The organism is Streptomyces specialis (assembly GCF_001493375.1).
Lineage (GTDB): Bacteria > Actinomycetota > Actinomycetes > Streptomycetales > Streptomycetaceae > Streptomyces > Streptomyces specialis.
In genome coordinates this window covers 667,879-682,166 of sequence record NZ_LN929895.1, presented here as the reverse complement: position 1 = coordinate 682,166, position 14,288 = coordinate 667,879, and the positions used below count along the sequence as shown (strand labels likewise).

The following is a 14,288-nucleotide window of genomic DNA, read 5'->3' as shown; positions in this document are numbered from 1 at the left end:
GGCGCGCTTCCGAACGCGCTTCCCCGGCGAAGGCCGTGACGGACGCCGTGCGACGGCACGGCGCCCGTCACGGCCTTCGCTAGCCGATCAGGTGGTCGAACTCGCCGTTCTTCACCCCGTGCAGCAGGGCCTCCATCTCGTCCGGCGTGTAGACGAGCGCCGGCCCTTCGGGGAAGCGGGAGTTGCGCATCGCGACGTCCCCGCTCGGGAGTCTGGCGAACTCCGCGCACGTCCCCTGCGAGTTGCTGTAGCTGCTCTTGAGCCACCGGACATCCCGGAGCAGATGGGCGGCGATGCCGTTGTACGCGTCGGGCACTGGTTGTCTCCCGGTCGTGCGAGTGGCGCAACAGAGGTCCAGGGCATGGCCGTAGGACCCGACTGTCCAGGATCATAACGCCGCCCTCGTGCATATGCACGGGACAATGCACGTGCACGACGCGGCGTCGCCGCGCCGTCACGCGTGGTCCAGGCCATCCGGTGAGACGGCGCGCACTCGCTCCCGGTTCCCTCCGGGGGCCGGTCAGGAGACCGGGTCCAGCAGGTCGTCGAACGCCGACGCCAGATGGCGCCAGGCCGCGCGGCCCGCCGCGTACTCCTCCTCGGTGAGCAGACACGACGCCAGCACCGCGCGCACGGTGTCGGCGTCCAGGTCGGGGGCGGTGAAGACCAGATGCTGCACGCGGTCGCCCCACTCCGGGTCCCAGTCGAGCGCGGCGGCGGCCCGGCGCACGGCCGGTGCCATCTCCCACGCCGCGTCCGGCAGCGCGGCCAGCCAAGGACCGGCGTTCTCCACGCACAGCGCCCCGCCCGCCGCGTCCCACGTCAGCAGCGTGTCCGGCCGGTCGGCCAGCCAGAAGCGGCCCCGGCTGCGCGGCGCGGCACAGGTCAGGTCCTCCAGCGCCGCGTACAGCCGCCCGGGGTGGAACGGCCGCCGGTGGCGCCAGACCAGCGTGCCGACGCCGTCGTGGTCGGCCTCCTGCGGCAGCAGCGCGGTGGCCGGGTTCTGCCGCGCCGCCGCGGCCTCCACGTCGAATCCGGCGGTGGCCAGCCGCGCGAACTCCGGGTCGTCGACCCGGACATGGCGCGCGGTGGGGTGGAGCTGGGCGAGCAGCGCGAGATCGGCCTCGTCCGCCGGCTCGGGCCCCTCGGCCAGGGCGAGCAGCGGCGCGTATTCGAGCTGCCGGGCTCAGGTGTCGGCCACGGTCCGCGCGTCGCTCGCCGCGGCGGCGAGCCCGACGTCGGACAGATCGTCGCCGCACGCCAGGTACGGCAGCACCAGCGCCGGATCGACGGCGGTCACCACGCCGGTCAGGCGGACGCGGTCCGCGCCGTGCTCGGCGATCACCTCGGCCATGGACTTCGGCTCCACCGAGTCCCACAGCTCGATAACGGCGAGCCGGCACGTTCCCTCGTCGGCCAGCCGGACCAGCGCGGGTATCAGGTCGGCGCGCAGCGCGCAGCAGGCGCAGTCGTTGACCAGCGGGGTCTCGCCGCCGCCGAGCACGCCGTCCGCGTCGCGGACGGTCCGGGTGACGGTGGACCTGGCCGCGCCGGTCAGGTCGTGGTGCAGGGCGACGCTGCCCGGCACGGCCCGCAGCAGCCGCGCGACGGCGGTGCGGCGGGCGTCGGTGTGCAGACCGCCGACCAGCACGACGGGCAGCGCGGCGGACGGGTCCCGGGGGGCGTGCGACGGCTCCATCAACGGTCCTCGGACTTGCCGGGCTTCTCGCGCCCGCCGTAGCGGCGCTGGAAGCGCTCGACGCGGCCGGCGGTGTCCAGGACCCGCGCCGTGCCGGTGTAGAAGGGGTGGCTGGCCGAGGAGGTCTCGACGTCGACCACCGGGTAGGTGTTGCCGTCCTCCCACTCCACGGTGGTGTCGCTGGTCGCGGTGGACCGGGTCAGGAACGCGAAGCCCGCGGCCCGGTCGCGGAAGACGACCGGCCGGTACTCGGGGTGGATGCCGTCCTTCATGGCGGTGCTCCTCTCTGCTCGCGCCTAGCGCTCTTCGCGGAAGACCACGTGCCGGCGCGCGACCGGATCGTATTTCCGCAGCTCAAGGCGGTCGGGATCGTTCCTGCGGTTCTTGCGGGTCACGTACGTGTACCCGGTGCCCGCCGTGGATCTCAGCTTCACGACGGGGCGGATGTCGTCTCTCGCCATGCCGCTACTATACAGAAACGAGAACCATTTTCATTAAGGGAAGGATCACACCTTGTCCGCCCACTGCCAGCTCACCGGCCGCCAACCCGGCTTCGGCAAGTCCATCTCCCACTCCCATGTGCGCACGCCGCGCCGCTTCGACCCCAACATCCAGCGCAAGCGCTACTGGCTGCCCAGCGAGGGCCGGTACGTGCGGCTCACGCTCAGCGCGAAGGGGATCAAGACGGTGGACGCCCTCGGCATCGAGCGGGCCGTCGCCCGCATCCGCGCGCGGGGAGGACGGGTCTGATGGCGAAGAAGAGCAAGATCGCGAAGAACGAGCAGCGCAAGGAGATCGTCGCCCGGTACGCCGCGCGGCGGGCCGAGCTGAAGGAGCTGATCCGCTCCCCGCACACGCCTGACGCCGAACGAGAGGCCGCCTGGCGGGAGTTGCGGCGCCAGCCGCGCGACGCCAGCGCGACCAGGGTGCGCAACCGGGACAGCGTGGACGGCCGCCCGCGCGGCCATCTGCGGGCCTTCGGGCTCTCCCGGGTCAACGTCAGGAGCCAGGCGCACGCCGGGTTCCTGCCGGGGGTGCGCAAGTCGAGCTGGTGACCCTCCGGCCCCCGGCCGGGCCGGGGGCCGGGCCCCGCGTCCGGGCATCTCCTCCGGGAGAGGCGCGACACGCCGATCCGTGGTGCACTGGTGCATTGTGGACAAAAGGGGCTATTGGGGTGATTGAGGTGGCTGGAAGCATACGGGCCTTCGCCGTGACCCTGGCGCTCGGAGCGCTGGTGGCCGGGTGCGGAGGCGGCGACGACGACGGCGCCGAGCAGGGCGGCGACCGGACGGAGCGGGGACAGGTCTCGCCGTTCACGGGCGAGGAGTCGGAGGGCGGCCCGGTGGTGGCCGTCAAGATCGACAACTCGCCCGACGCCAGACCGCACACCGGACTCGATCAGGCGGACATCGTCTATGTCGAGCAGGTGGAGGCCGGTCTCAGCCGGCTCATCGCCGTGTACTCCGGCCATCTGCCGGACCGCGTGGGCCCGGTGCGCAGCGCGCGGGAGTCGGATCTGGAGCTGCTGCGGCAGTTCGGCGAGCCGGCGCTGGCGTACTCCGGGGTGCAGACCAAGCTCAAGCCGCTGATCGCGGACGCCCCGCTCTTCGCGGAGTCCCCGGACGCGGCACCCGACGCCTACCAGCGCGACGACGCGCGCGAGGCGCCGTACAACCTCTACGTGGACCCGGGCAAGATCCTCGACGCCGCGCCGGACGCGAGCGAGGCGTCCGACATCGGCTTCCGCTTCGGCGACGCCCCGGCCGGGGGCGGTGAGCCGACCGAGGCGTACGACGTGGACTTCCCCAGCGCCGGGTTCTCCTTCACCTGGTCCGCCGGGGAGAAGCGGTGGCAGGTGGCCATGGACGGCACCGGGACCGGCGTGGGCGCGGCGACCGTCGTCGTCCAGGAGGTGACGGTCCGCCAGTCCGAGTTCCACGACTTCCTGGGGAGCTTCACCCCGTACACCGAGACGGTCGGCTCCGGCGACGCGACCGTGCTGCGCGACGGGCAGGCGTTCCCGGCGGAGTGGGAGCGGACGGCCGAGGACGAGGGCACCACGTACACGACCCCGGACGGCGACCCGATGCGGTTCGCGCCGGGGCCGGTGTGGGTGGTGCTCGCCGAGAAGAGCGACTGAACCGGCCTTGTCCGGGGTGCCGGCCCGCGTCCGCCCCGGCCGGCGGTGGCGGGCCGGTCAGGTCTGCGAGTCGGCGAGCAGGCGCAGGGCCAGCTCCCGCAACTCGGGGCCGGCCTTGTCCGGGGTGCCGGTGTCGAACGGGGGCCGCGGGTCGTACTCGACGGCGAGCTGGATGGCCTGCGCGACGGTGTCGCCGGACATCAGCGACGCCAGGTACAGCGCCATGTCCACCCCGGCCGACACCCCGGCGGCCGTGATGATCTTCCCGGCGCGGACATACCGCTCGGGGAGGTAGCGGGCGCCGCACTCGTTCTCCAGGTAGTCGCGGGAGGCCCAGTACGTCGTGGCGTCCAGGCCGCGCAGCAGCCCGGCGGCGCCCAGGATCAGCGAGCCGGTGCACACGGACGTGGTCCAGCGTGTGTGCCGGTGCACGCGCCGGATCCAGTCGAGCAGCGCCGGGTTCTCGACGCACGCGACGGTGCCACGCTCGCCCGCGCCGGGGACGAGGAGCACGTCGAGGCGCGAGGTCTCGGCGGTCGTGCGCTCGGCGACCAGCGCCACGTCGCCGGTGTCGGTGCGGACCGGGCCCCGGCGTTCGGCGATCATCGTGACGCGGGCGCCGGGGAGGCGGGCCAGGATCTCGGCGGGGCCGGTGGGGTCGAGGAGGCTGAAGCCGTCGTAGAGCAGGACGCCGATGTGCGGGCCGTCGTCGGCCGCGTCCGGCGGGGCGCCCGGTGCGGGGCCCGGTGCGGCGGGGGCCCGGCCGGTGCCGAGGGCGGTCAGCCCGGCGCCGGCCGCGGCACCGCGCAGGAGGGTGCGGCGGGTGGTCGATGTGGTGGTCATGGCGGCAGCGTGACGGTCCGTCCGCCGCCGCGCCCCGGCGATGTCCGGCTTCCTGCGGAGCCCGTCCGTTCCGCGGCACCGGTTCCCGCCCTGGCCCCGGCCGGGGTGGTGCCGTGGACGCGCAGGAACGCCTGGCGGAGCGTCTCGGTGGAGCGGAAGCCGCAGCGGCGGGCGGCGGCGGCCACGGGGCGTGCGCTGGTGGCCAGCAGCCGGGCGGCGGCCTCGACGCGGGCCGCCCGCACCGCGCGCGTCGGCGTCGTGCCCCGGGGCGCGGCGAAGAGGCGGGCCAGGGGGCGGGGGGTCACCCCCGCCCGCGCGGCCAGCGCGGTCACCGACAGGGCCGCGTCCAGATGCCCGGCGATCCAGCCGACGAGGTCGCGGGCGAGCCGGTCGGCGGGCGGCGGCGCCGCGAGGTGGAGGCTGATCTGCGCCTGGTCGCCCGGCCGGTGCAGATACGTCACCAGTTCGCGGGCGACCGCCCGGGCCAGGGTCGGGCCGTGGTCGTCCTCGATCAGCGCGAGGGTGAGGTCCAGCGCGCTGGTGACGCCGGCCGAGGTGTAGACGCGGCCGTCGCGTATGTAGAGCGGCGCGGGGTCGACGGCCACGGCGGGGAAACGGGCGGCGAGCCGTTCCGCGTGGGCCCAGTGCGTGGTGGCGCGGCGGTGGTCGAGCAGCCCGGCGGCGGCCAGCACCGTGGCGCCGGTGCAGATCGAGGCGGTCCGGCCGCTGCGCGCGGCCAGCCGCCGCACCTCGGCGAGCAGCCTGCCGTCGGCGGCGGCGGCCTCGTGGCCCCTGCCACCCGCCACGATCAGGGTGTCCAGCGGCCCGCGCACGGGGGTCAGCGGGCGGGCGGCGGCCAGCGCGACACCGGCGGAGCTGCGCACCGGGCGGCCGTCGAGGGTGGCGACCTCGATCGTGTAGGGCGGCAGGGCGCCGTAGCGGTTGGCGATGTCCAGTGCCCCGCTGGGGCAGGCGATGTCCAGGATCTGCGCGTCGTCGTAGCCGACGATCACCACGCGGCGGGTGCCGTTGTCAGTGGTGGCCTCCATGATGTTCCGCATGACGCGACTCCATCACGGCGCCCGTCCGGCCGGGCCGCGCGCCCCTGGGCGGCGCTTGACTTCAAGTTTCCTTGAGATTCTAGGCTCCGCCGTATGAGCATGGAGATGACCGCGTGGCACGCGCTGTACAACGCCCGCCACGCGAAGGACGACCAACGCCCCTTCACCCGCGAGACGTTCCGCCGCATCGCGCGGTTCGCCCGGCCCCACCGCGCCGCGCTCGTCGCGTTCCTGCTGCTCAGCGTCGTCACCGCCCTGCTCGCCGTGGCCACGCCGGTCCTCGCCGGCAAGGTGGTGGACGCGATCACGACGGACGCCGCCGAGCGCACCGTCGTCACGCTCGCGCTGCTGATCGCCGCCATCGCCGTCGCCGAGGCCGGGATCGGGCTGCTCGCCCGCCTGCTGTCCGCGCGCATCGGGGAGGGGCTGATCTTCGACCTGCGGACCACGGTCTACGACCACGTGCAGCGGATGCCGATCGCGTTCTTCACCAGGACGAGGACGGGCGCCCTGGTCAGCCGGCTGAACTCGGACGTGATCGGCGCCCAGCGGGCGTTCTCCGGCACGCTCTCCGGCGTCCTGAGCAATGTGGTGATGCTGCTGCTGACGCTGGGCGTGATGCTGAGCATCAGTTGGCAGATCACGCTGCTGGCGCTGGCCCTGCTGCCGGTCTTCGTGCTGCCCGCCCGCCACATGGGCGCCCGGCTGGCCCGGCTCTCGCGCGAGGCCGCCAACCACAACGCCATCATGTCCACGCAGATGACCGAGCGGTTCTCCGCGCCCGGCGCCACGCTCGTCAAGCTGTACGGGCGGCCCGCCGAGGAGTCCGCCGAGTTCGCCACGCGGGCCGGGCGGGTGCGGGACATCGGCGTGCGGACCGCCATGCTCCAGATGGTGTTCGTCACCGCGCTCACCCTGGTCTCCGCGCTGGCGCTCGCCCTGGTCTACGGCCTCGGCGGCTTCTACGCGCTGCGCGGCAGCCTCGACTCCGGCGCCGTCGTCGCCCTCGCCATGCTGCTCACCCGGCTCTACGCCCCGCTGACCGCGCTCGCCAGCGCCCGCGTCGAGGTGATGAGCGCGCTGGTCAGCTTCCAGCGGGTGTTCGAGGTGCTGGACCTGAAGCCGCTGATCGAGGAGCGGCCGGACGCCCGCGCGGTGCCCGAGGGGCCGGTGTCGGTCGAGTTCGAGGGCGTGGACTTCGCCTACCCGGCCGCCGACCGGGTCTCGCTCGCCTCGCTGGAGGAGGTCGCCACGCTGGACACCCGCGGGGGCGAACAGGTGCTGCACGGCGTCTCGTTCCGCGCCGACCCGGGCCGCCTGGTGGCCCTGGTGGGCTCCTCGGGCGCCGGGAAGTCCACCATCGCCCAGCTCGTGCCGCGCCTGTACGACACGGACGCCGGCACCGTGCGGATCGGCGGCGTGGACGTGCGGGACCTGACGGCCGAGTCGCTGCGCCGGACGCTGGGCATGGTCACCCAGGACGGCCACCTGTTCCACGACACCATCCGCGCGAACCTGCTGCTGGCCCGGCCCGGGGCGAGCGAGGACGAGCTGTGGGACGTCCTGCGCAGGGCACGCCTCGACGCGCTGGTCGCCGGGCTGCCCGACGGGCTGGACACGGTCGTCGGCGAGCGCGGCTACCGCCTCTCGGGCGGCGAGCGGCAGCGGCTGACGATCGCCCGCCTGCTGCTGGCCCAGCCCCGGGTGGTGATCCTGGACGAGGCGACGGCGCACCTGGACGCCACCTCGGAGGCGGCGGTGCAGGAGGCGCTGGCCGAGGCCCTGGCGGGGCGCACGTCGGTGGTGATCGCCCACCGGCTGTCCACCGTGCGGGCGGCGGACCAGATCCTGGTGGTGGAGGCGGGCCGGATCGTGGAGCGCGGGACGCACGAGGAGCTGCTGGCGGCCGGCGGGCGGTACGAGGAGCTGTACCGGACGCAATTCGAGACGACGGGTGAGACGGCGGGCGAGACGGTGGACGAGACGGCGGGCGGGACCGCTCCGGGGGTGGTGGTACCGGCCTCCTGAGCCGCGAGCTGACGGCCCGTCGGGTGACAGTGCGTCGGACACTCCCCCGCTCGGCGCACTCCGGCGGGCGTCCCGGGGTGCGGGCACACAACATGATCAGTATGACCCTCAGCCTTGATCATCTTCGCCGCTGCACCGTCGCCGTAGACCTCGGCGCAGCCCGTACCCGCGTCTATGTCAAGCAGCACGGCCTGATCGTCGACGAGCCGTCCGTCGTGGCCGTGAACATCTCGACGGGCGCCCTGATCGCCTGTGGCGCCCCGGCGGAGCGGATGGCCGGGCGGACGCCGGCCAACATCCGCGTCATCAGACCCATCAACGGCGGCACGGTCGTCGACATCGAGATGGCCCAGCGCATGCTGCGCGCCATGGTCGGCACCAAGCTCCGCCGCATGTGGCGCTTCAAGCCGCTGCTGCGCGCCGCCGTCTGCATCCCGCACGACGCCGATCCGCTGGCGCGGCGGGCGTCCCTGGAGACCCTGGTCGGGCTCGGCGCCCGCCGGGTGGAGCTGGTGGACAGCCTGATCTGTGCGGGCGTCGGCTCGGGCCTGCCGGTGGACGAGCCGGAGGCCACGCTGATCGTGCAGGTCGGCGCCGCGACCACCCAGGTCGCGGTGCTCTCCCTCGGCGAGATCGTCGCCGCCGACAAGGTGCAGTTGGGCGGCGAGTCGTTCGACCGGGCCCTCGTCCAGCACCTGCGCAACCACCACGAGCTGGTGCTGCCCAGCCAGGCCGTCCGCCCCCTGCACGCCGCGCTGGCCGGGGAGCTGCCGGAGGTCACCGAGGTCAACGGCCGGGACGTCGCCACCGGTCTGGCCCGGACCGTGAAGGTGGACCCCGAGAGCCTGCGGGCCGCCGTGCTGCCGCCGTTCACGGCGCTGCTCGACGCGATCCGCGGCGTGCTGCACCGCTGCCCGCCCGATCTGGTCGCCGACCTCGCCGACCGGGGCGTCATGCTGACCGGCGGCGCGGCCGAGCTGCCCGGACTGGTCGGCACCGTCCGGGACAACACCGGGATGCCCGTGGCCATCGCGGACCAGCCGGGCCTGTGCGCCGTGCAGGGGCTGGGCGCGATGCTGGAGGGGAAGGTCCGGCAGCCGGCCAGGCCCGCCGGGCGCCCCTCGGGCAGGACGCCGGGCCGTGGCACGGGCCGTGGGTCCGGCCGGGCGGCGGGGAAGGCGTCGTTCCGGCCCGGCCGGGGACGCCGGGCCGCCGCGGCGGCGGCGCAGGCGCCGCCGCCCGAGCCGATGCCGGGCCTGTACGACGACCCGTTCACGGGCGTCGGTGCCACGGACCTCGGCGCGAATCTCGGCGCCGACCTCGGCGCGGGTCTCGGCGCCGGCGCGGACTCCGGGATCGTGGCCGGGCCGGGGGCCGGATCGTCCGGGGAGTTCGCGGCGCCGGAGGCCGCCAGGTCCTGACGCCCCGACCGCGCTCCCGGCCGGGCGCGTACGATGCCCGGCCATGAGCGTGCCCGATCCCGCACCCGTGCCCCGGACGCGTCGCCCGCTGCCGGGGCACGGCCATGCCGCCGTACCGGTGCTGGCGGCCGTGGCCCTGGGCGGCGGCCTCGGCAGCGCCGCCCGGTACGCCGCCCTGCGGGTGTGGCCGGTGCCCGCGCACGCGTTCCCGTGGACCACGTTCGCCGTGAACGTCTCCGGCTGCGCGCTGATCGGCGTCCTGCTGGTGACCCTCACCGAGGGCCGCCGCCCGGCGCACCCGCTGACGCGTCCGTTCCTCGGCACGGGCGTGCTGGGCGGGTTCACCACGTTCTCCACCTGCGCGCAGGAGACCGAACGGCTGCTGTCCGCGGGCCGCCCGGCCCCCGCCCTGGCCTACGCCGCCGCGACCCTGGCGGCGGCGCTGTCGGCGGTATGGCTCGCCGCCACGGCGACACGGCGCCTGTCGGCCCGGCCGCCCGGGGTGATCCGCCGGTGAACTGGCTGCTGGTGTTCACGGGCGGCATGGTGGGCGCGGTGGCCCGGTACCTCACCGACCGGGCCGTCGGCGCGCGGCGCGGCACCGCGTTCCCGTGGGGCATGTTCACCGTGAACGTGACCGGCTGCGCGCTGGCCGGTGTCCTGACGGGCGCGGTGGTGGCGGACGCCGCGCCGGACGGGGTGCGGCTGTTCCTGGGGACCGGCCTGTGCGGGGCGCTGACCACCTACTCCACGTTCTCGTGGGAGACGCTGCGGCTGGCCGAGTCCGGTGCCCGGCGGCTGGCCGCCGCCAACGCGCTGGGCGGTGTCGCCGCCGGGCTGGCCGCGACGTACGCCGGGGTCGCGCTGGCCGGGACCGTGTGGGGCTGACGACCCGGGCGGGCGCCGCGCGTGATGTCATGGGAGCCGCAAGGCGAAATGTCTGTCATCGGGAAAGAAGGCGTGAGAGTTCATGAGCACGCACTACGACGTCGTCGTCCTGGGCGCGGGCCCGGGAGGCTACACCGCGGCCGTCCGGGCCGGCCAGCTCGGCCTGCGGACCGCGGTCGTCGAGGAGAAGTACTGGGGCGGTGTGTGCCTGAACGTGGGGTGCATCCCCTCCAAGGCGCTGCTGCGCAACGCCGAGCTGGCTCACCTGTTCACGCATGAGCGCGAGACGTTCGGCATCCGCGTCGAGGGGGAGGTCGGCTTCGACTACGGCGCGGCGTTCGCGCGCAGCCGGAAGGTGGCCGAGGGCCGCGTCAACGGCGTGCACTACCTGATGAAGAAGAACGGCATCACCGAGTACGACGGCCGCGGCACGTTCACCGACCCGCACACCCTCCAGGTCGCGCTGACGGCCGGCGGGACCGAGACGGTCACGTTCGACCACTGCGTCATCGCGGCCGGTGCCTCCACCCGCCTGCTCCCCGGCACCTCGCTCAGCGACCGCGTGGTGACGTACGAGGAGCAGATCATGACCGACGCGCTCCCCGGCAGCATCATCATCGCGGGGGCCGGGGCGATCGGCGTCGAGTTCGCGTACGTGCTGCACAACTACGGCGTGAAGGTCACCATCGTCGAGTTCCTGGACCGGATGGTGCCGCTGGAGGACACCGATGTGTCCAAGGAGCTGGCGCGGCAGTACCGGAAGCTGGGCATCGAGGTCCTCACCTCCACCCGGGTGGACGGGATCGACGACTCCGACCCGTCCGCGCCGGTCCGGGTGACGGTGACCGACGGCAAGGGCCAGCAGCGGGTGCTGGAGGCCGACAAGGTGATGCAGGCCATCGGCTTCGCGCCCCGGGTGACCGGCTACGGCCTGGAGAACACCGGCGTCCAGCTCACCGAGCGCAACGCCATCGCGGTGGACGGCCGGTGCCGCACCAGCGTCCCGCACATCTTCGCGATCGGCGACGTGACGGCGAAGCTGATGCTGGCGCACGCGGCCGAGTCGATGGGCGTCGTGGCGGCCGAGACGATCGGCGGCGCGGAGACCATGGAGCTGGACTACGTGATGATCCCGCGCGCCACGTACTGCCAGCCGCAGATCGCGAGCTTCGGCCTGACGGAGCAGCAGGCGCGGGAGCGCGGCTTCGAGGTGAAGGTCGCCAAGTTCCCCTTCACGGCGAACGGCAAGGCCCACGGCCTGGGCCAGCCGTCGGGCTTCGTGAAGGTGATCAGCGACGACCGCCACGGCGAACTCCTCGGCGCCCACCTGATCGGCCCCGAGGTGACGGAACTGCTGCCGGAGCTGACGCTGGCCCAGCAGTGGGACCTGACGGTCCACGAGGTGGCCCGCAACGTCCACGCCCACCCGACGCTGGGCGAAGCGGTGAAGGAAGCGATCCACGGCCTGGCCGGCCATATGATCAACATGTGACCACCGCCTGACGCCACCTCACGGCGGCCCGCTTCCGACCGGCGCGGAGGCGGGCCGTCGTGGTCGTCGTCGGTCGTCGCCGGTCGCCCCGGGCCGTCGTCGCACGGCCCGGGGACGGCCCGGGGGCAGTCGGTGGATTCCCCGGAGTTCGCCCGGAGCCGCGTCGCACCGCGTCAGCGGCCGCGCGGCGAGGCCGCCCGCCGTCAGGGTTCCGGGTCCGGGGTGGTGGTCTCCGCCTGGAGGCAGGCGTCGAGGAGGCCGGGGAAACGGCTGTTGAGGTCGTCGGCGCGCAGCGTGTTCATCCGCGAGGTGCCCACGTAGTACTGGCGGATGACGCCGGCCTCGCGCAGGACGCCGAAGTGGTGGGTCGCGGTCGAGCGGGCCACGGGCAGGTCGAACTTGCCGCAACTGATGTCCTCCCCGGCGCGGTGGAGCTGGGCGGCGATGCTCCGGCGCACCGGATCGACGAGCGCCTCCAGAACCGCCTGGAGGGTGATCTCGTGCGGTTCCGGATGTTCGGGGATCCGCGCGTCGGGACGGGACACCGGGGCCACCTCCTTCGGGGCTGCTGGACGATCGGCAGGTCTCCCCCACGATACGCCGGTCACGCTCAAAGGTCGATGAGCATCAAAGTTTGACAGCCATCGTCATAAGCGCTCTAGTGGAGAGCGCGGGGGGCAGCCCCGCGTGTCCGTGCGTTCGCCCCTGGAGAGGTGCACGATGAATCGCGTTGTCCGCTTCCACCGGACCGGTGGCCCCGAAGTCCTGTCACTGGAAGACGTTCCCGTTCCCGCCCCCGCGCCGGACGAGGTCCTCCTCCGCACCCGGGCCCTCGGGCTGAACCGGGCCGAGTCGATGTTCCGGCGGGGCCAGTACGGCATCGACCCGGTCTTCCCCTCCGGCATCGGCTACGAGGCCGCCGGTGAGGTGGAGGCGGTCGGCGACAACGTCACCGGTCTCGCGCCGGGCGACGCGGTCAGCGTCGTCCCCGCTTTCCCGATGACCGAGTACCCGGTGCACGGTGAGCACGTCCTGGTCCCCGCGCGGGCGGTCGTCGCCCACCCCGAGCATCTGTCCTTCGAGGAAGCCGCCTCGGTGTGGATGATGTACATCACCGCCTACGGCGGCCTGATCGACTTCGCCCGCCTCAAGGAAGGCGAGACCGTCCTCATCCCCGCCGCCTCCAGCAGCGTCGGACTCGCCGCCATCCAGATCGCGCGCATGGTCGGCGCCCGCGCCGTCGCCCTGACCCGTACCGGCGCCAAGCGCCGGCAGCTCCTGGAGGCCGGGGCCGACGCCGTCATCGCCACCGCCGAGGAGGACGTCGTCGCCCGGGTGCGGGAACTGACCGGCGGCAAGGGCGCCGAGCTGGTCTTCGACCCGGTCGGCGGCCCCGCCCTGGCGGACCTCGTCACCGCCGCCGCCCCAGGGGCCACGATCGTCCTCTACGGCCTCCTGGACCCCGCCCCCACACCCCTGGACACCGGCGCGGTCCTCTTCAAGGGCCTCACCCTCCGCGGCTTCACGCTCTTCGAGATCACCACCGATGACACCCGCCTCCGGAAGGCCGTCGACTTCGTCCGCGAGGGCCTCGTCGCGGGCCACCTCACGCCCGTCATCGACCGCGCCTTCCCCTTCGACGCCATCGCCGACGCCCACCGCCACCTCGAAGCCGGCGGCCAGGTCGGCAAGATAGTCGTCACCGTCGCGCCCTCGGACGACGCCGCGTCGTGAGCCGCCGGGGCGCGTGGCTCAGAACGTCACGGTGATCTTTCCCGCCAGGCCGCCCCGGCGGAAGCGCTCGTGGGCGGCCCGGATCTCGTGCAGGCCGAAGGTGGCGTGCACCCGCGGTCGCAGGGAGCCCCGGTCGACCAGCCCCGTGAGTTCGCGCAGTCCCGCGCCGTCCTCGCGCACCTGGTGGACGGTGCCGCGCACACCGCGTGCGGACAGGTCGGGGACCGGGCCGGCCTGGGTGGCGATCGACGCGTACCGGCCGCCGTCGGCCACCGCCTCGGTCACAAAGGCCCCGAAGGTGTCGAACACCGCGTCGTAGCCCCGGCCTCGCAGCGCGCCGGGGTCCGTGGTGACGAAGCCGGCGCCGTGGTCACGGGCGAATCCGGCCTGCGCGTCCCGGGAGACCAGGGCGTCGACTTCGACGCCCCGGGCCCGGGCGATCTGGAGCGCCAGGCCACCGACCGCGCCCGCGGCGCCGGCGATCAGCAGCCGCTCCCCGGCGGACACCGCGAGCCAGTCCAGCGTCTGGAGGGCCGTGAGTCCGGGCAGCGGCAGGGTGGCCGCCTCGACCAGGCTGACCGCCCTCGGCGCGGCGGCCACGGTCCGCGCCGGAAGCGCGACCAGGTCGGACCAGGTGCCGCGGCCGGTGCTGAGCTGGTGGGACAGGGCGATGACACGTTCGCCGACGCGCAGCCCGCTGTCGCCCCCGTCCACCACGATGCCCGCCAGGTCCCAGCCGAGCGTCATCGGCAGCGGCGGCGTTCCCTCGCCGATGGCCCCCGCCCGCGTCTTGTCGTCGACCGGATTGATGCTGGTCGCGACGGTCCGGATCAGCACGTCCCCGGCCCCCGGTTCGGGTGGCTGGACCTCGGCGACGTCGAGGACGTCCGGTGTGCCGAAGCGATCGATCTGTATGGCGCGCACGATGAGCCCCTCCCCTTGTGCTGCTGACGTACCGCGCAACGCCGCCGATGATCACGGG

15 protein-coding genes and 2 pseudogenes are annotated in these 14,288 nt (G+C 74.1%); 9 read left to right on the top strand and 8 right to left on the bottom strand.

Annotated elements, in window-relative coordinates:
- Positions 1-79: 79 nt before the first annotated feature.
- From BN2279_RS17830 to rpmG, 4 genes and pseudogenes are all read right to left on the bottom strand, one after another.
- Complete coding sequence (locus BN2279_RS17830; RefSeq protein WP_059010736.1) at positions 80-316, bottom strand: DUF397 domain-containing protein; 237 nt, start codon at positions 314-316, stop codon at positions 80-82.
- A 204-nt stretch (positions 317-520) separates the two neighbouring features.
- Positions 521-1,699 (bottom strand): annotated as a pseudogene (locus BN2279_RS17825) (CobW family GTP-binding protein).
- Complete coding sequence (locus tag BN2279_RS17820) at positions 1,699-1,971, bottom strand: type B 50S ribosomal protein L31 (protein WP_059010734.1); 273 nt, start codon at positions 1,969-1,971, stop codon at positions 1,699-1,701. Before BN2279_RS17820 ends, BN2279_RS17825 begins: the two are co-directional and overlap by 1 nt.
- Positions 1,972-1,995: 24 nt before the next feature.
- Positions 1,996-2,160 carry a 50S ribosomal protein L33 gene (gene rpmG / locus BN2279_RS17815; protein ID WP_059010732.1) on the bottom strand — a complete coding sequence of 55 codons (165 nt, stop codon included), beginning with the start codon at positions 2,158-2,160 and terminating at the stop codon, positions 1,996-1,998.
- 52 nt (positions 2,161-2,212) lie between these two features.
- Here rpmG and rpmB point away from each other — a divergent pair, with 52 nt between their 5' ends.
- From rpmB to BN2279_RS17800, 3 genes are all read left to right on the top strand, one after another.
- Positions 2,213-2,449 carry a 50S ribosomal protein L28 gene (rpmB, locus tag BN2279_RS17810; RefSeq protein ID WP_059010730.1) on the top strand — a complete coding sequence of 79 codons (237 nt, stop codon included), beginning with the start codon at positions 2,213-2,215 and terminating at the stop codon, positions 2,447-2,449.
- Positions 2,449-2,754, top strand: a complete 306-nt coding sequence (gene rpsN, locus BN2279_RS17805) for a 30S ribosomal protein S14 (protein ID WP_059010728.1) — start codon at positions 2,449-2,451, stop codon at positions 2,752-2,754. Before rpmB ends, rpsN begins: the two co-directional genes overlap by 1 nt.
- Before the next feature lie 128 nt (positions 2,755-2,882).
- Positions 2,883-3,839 carry a DUF3048 domain-containing protein gene (locus tag BN2279_RS17800; protein WP_234347979.1) on the top strand — a complete coding sequence of 319 codons (957 nt, stop codon included), beginning with the start codon at positions 2,883-2,885 and terminating at the stop codon, positions 3,837-3,839.
- A 57-nt stretch (positions 3,840-3,896) separates the two neighbouring features.
- Here BN2279_RS17800 and BN2279_RS17795 read toward each other — a convergent pair whose 3' ends face one another.
- Together BN2279_RS17795 and BN2279_RS17790 are read right to left on the bottom strand one after the other, a co-directional pair.
- Positions 3,897-4,682: a DJ-1/PfpI family protein gene (locus BN2279_RS17795; protein ID WP_059010724.1), complete on the bottom strand. Its 786-nt coding sequence runs from the start codon at positions 4,680-4,682 to the stop codon at positions 3,897-3,899.
- Positions 4,679-5,698 (bottom strand): GlxA family transcriptional regulator, encoded by a 1,020-nt coding sequence (locus BN2279_RS17790; protein WP_456112215.1) that lies wholly within the window; start codon positions 5,696-5,698, stop codon positions 4,679-4,681. The genes BN2279_RS17795 and BN2279_RS17790 overlap by 4 nt, the downstream gene beginning before the upstream one ends.
- Positions 5,699-5,836: 138 nt before the next feature.
- On the opposite strand from BN2279_RS17790, the gene BN2279_RS17785 reads away from it, so the two are divergent.
- The 5 genes and pseudogenes from BN2279_RS17785 (at position 5,837) to lpdA (ending at position 11,572) form a co-directional block, all read left to right on the top strand.
- Positions 5,837-7,771 carry an ABC transporter ATP-binding protein gene (locus BN2279_RS17785; protein ID WP_079032253.1) on the top strand — a complete coding sequence of 645 codons (1,935 nt, stop codon included), beginning with the start codon at positions 5,837-5,839 and terminating at the stop codon, positions 7,769-7,771.
- A gap of 101 nt (positions 7,772-7,872) precedes the next feature.
- A pseudogene (locus tag BN2279_RS17780) lies at positions 7,873-8,865 on the top strand (rod shape-determining protein); the annotation flags it as partial.
- Positions 8,866-9,235: 370 nt separating this feature from the next.
- The gene (gene crcB / locus BN2279_RS17775) at positions 9,236-9,709 is read left to right on the top strand and encodes a fluoride efflux transporter CrcB (protein ID WP_059010722.1); all 474 of its coding nucleotides are present in this window, start codon (positions 9,236-9,238) and stop codon (positions 9,707-9,709) included.
- The gene (gene crcB, locus BN2279_RS17770) at positions 9,706-10,080 is read left to right on the top strand and encodes a fluoride efflux transporter CrcB (RefSeq protein ID WP_059010720.1); all 375 of its coding nucleotides are present in this window, start codon (positions 9,706-9,708) and stop codon (positions 10,078-10,080) included. The genes crcB (BN2279_RS17775) and crcB (BN2279_RS17770) overlap by 4 nt, the downstream gene beginning before the upstream one ends.
- A gap of 82 nt (positions 10,081-10,162) precedes the next feature.
- Positions 10,163-11,572, top strand: a complete 1,410-nt coding sequence (lpdA, locus tag BN2279_RS17765) for a dihydrolipoyl dehydrogenase (RefSeq protein ID WP_059010718.1) — start codon at positions 10,163-10,165, stop codon at positions 11,570-11,572.
- A gap of 203 nt (positions 11,573-11,775) precedes the next feature.
- On the opposite strand, the gene BN2279_RS17760 is transcribed toward lpdA, so the two are convergent.
- The gene (locus BN2279_RS17760; protein ID WP_059010959.1) at positions 11,776-12,117 is read right to left on the bottom strand and encodes an ArsR/SmtB family transcription factor; all 342 of its coding nucleotides are present in this window, start codon (positions 12,115-12,117) and stop codon (positions 11,776-11,778) included.
- A 175-nt stretch (positions 12,118-12,292) separates the two neighbouring features.
- Here BN2279_RS17760 and BN2279_RS17755 point away from each other — a divergent pair, with 175 nt between their 5' ends.
- Positions 12,293-13,306 (top strand): zinc-dependent alcohol dehydrogenase family protein, encoded by a 1,014-nt coding sequence (locus tag BN2279_RS17755; protein ID WP_059010716.1) that lies wholly within the window; start codon positions 12,293-12,295, stop codon positions 13,304-13,306.
- Between the two features lie 18 nt (positions 13,307-13,324).
- Here the strand turns inward: BN2279_RS17755 and BN2279_RS17750 are convergent, their stop codons facing one another.
- Positions 13,325-14,230, bottom strand: coding sequence for an NADP-dependent oxidoreductase (locus tag BN2279_RS17750; protein ID WP_059010714.1), 906 nt, complete (start codon positions 14,228-14,230; stop codon positions 13,325-13,327).
- Between the last annotated feature and the right edge of the window lie 58 nt (positions 14,231-14,288).

Bases quoted from the DNA above. Each gene is read 5' to 3' on its own strand.
- BN2279_RS17820 (WP_059010734.1), bottom strand. From the start codon at position 1,971: ATGAAGGACGGCATCCACCCCGAGTACCGGCCGGTCGTCTTCCGCGAC.
- rpmG (WP_059010732.1), bottom strand. From the start codon at position 2,160: ATGGCGAGAGACGACATCCGCCCCGTCGTGAAGCTGAGATCCACGGCG.
- rpsN (WP_059010728.1), top strand. From the start codon at position 2,449: ATGGCGAAGAAGAGCAAGATCGCGAAGAACGAGCAGCGCAAGGAGATC.
- BN2279_RS17795 (WP_059010724.1), bottom strand. From the start codon at position 4,682: ATGACCACCACATCGACCACCCGCCGCACCCTCCTGCGCGGTGCCGCG.
- BN2279_RS17785 (WP_079032253.1), top strand. From the start codon at position 5,837: ATGAGCATGGAGATGACCGCGTGGCACGCGCTGTACAACGCCCGCCAC.
- crcB (WP_059010722.1), top strand. From the start codon at position 9,236: ATGAGCGTGCCCGATCCCGCACCCGTGCCCCGGACGCGTCGCCCGCTG.
- lpdA (WP_059010718.1), top strand. From the start codon at position 10,163: ATGAGCACGCACTACGACGTCGTCGTCCTGGGCGCGGGCCCGGGAGGC.
- BN2279_RS17755 (WP_059010716.1), top strand. From the start codon at position 12,293: ATGAATCGCGTTGTCCGCTTCCACCGGACCGGTGGCCCCGAAGTCCTG.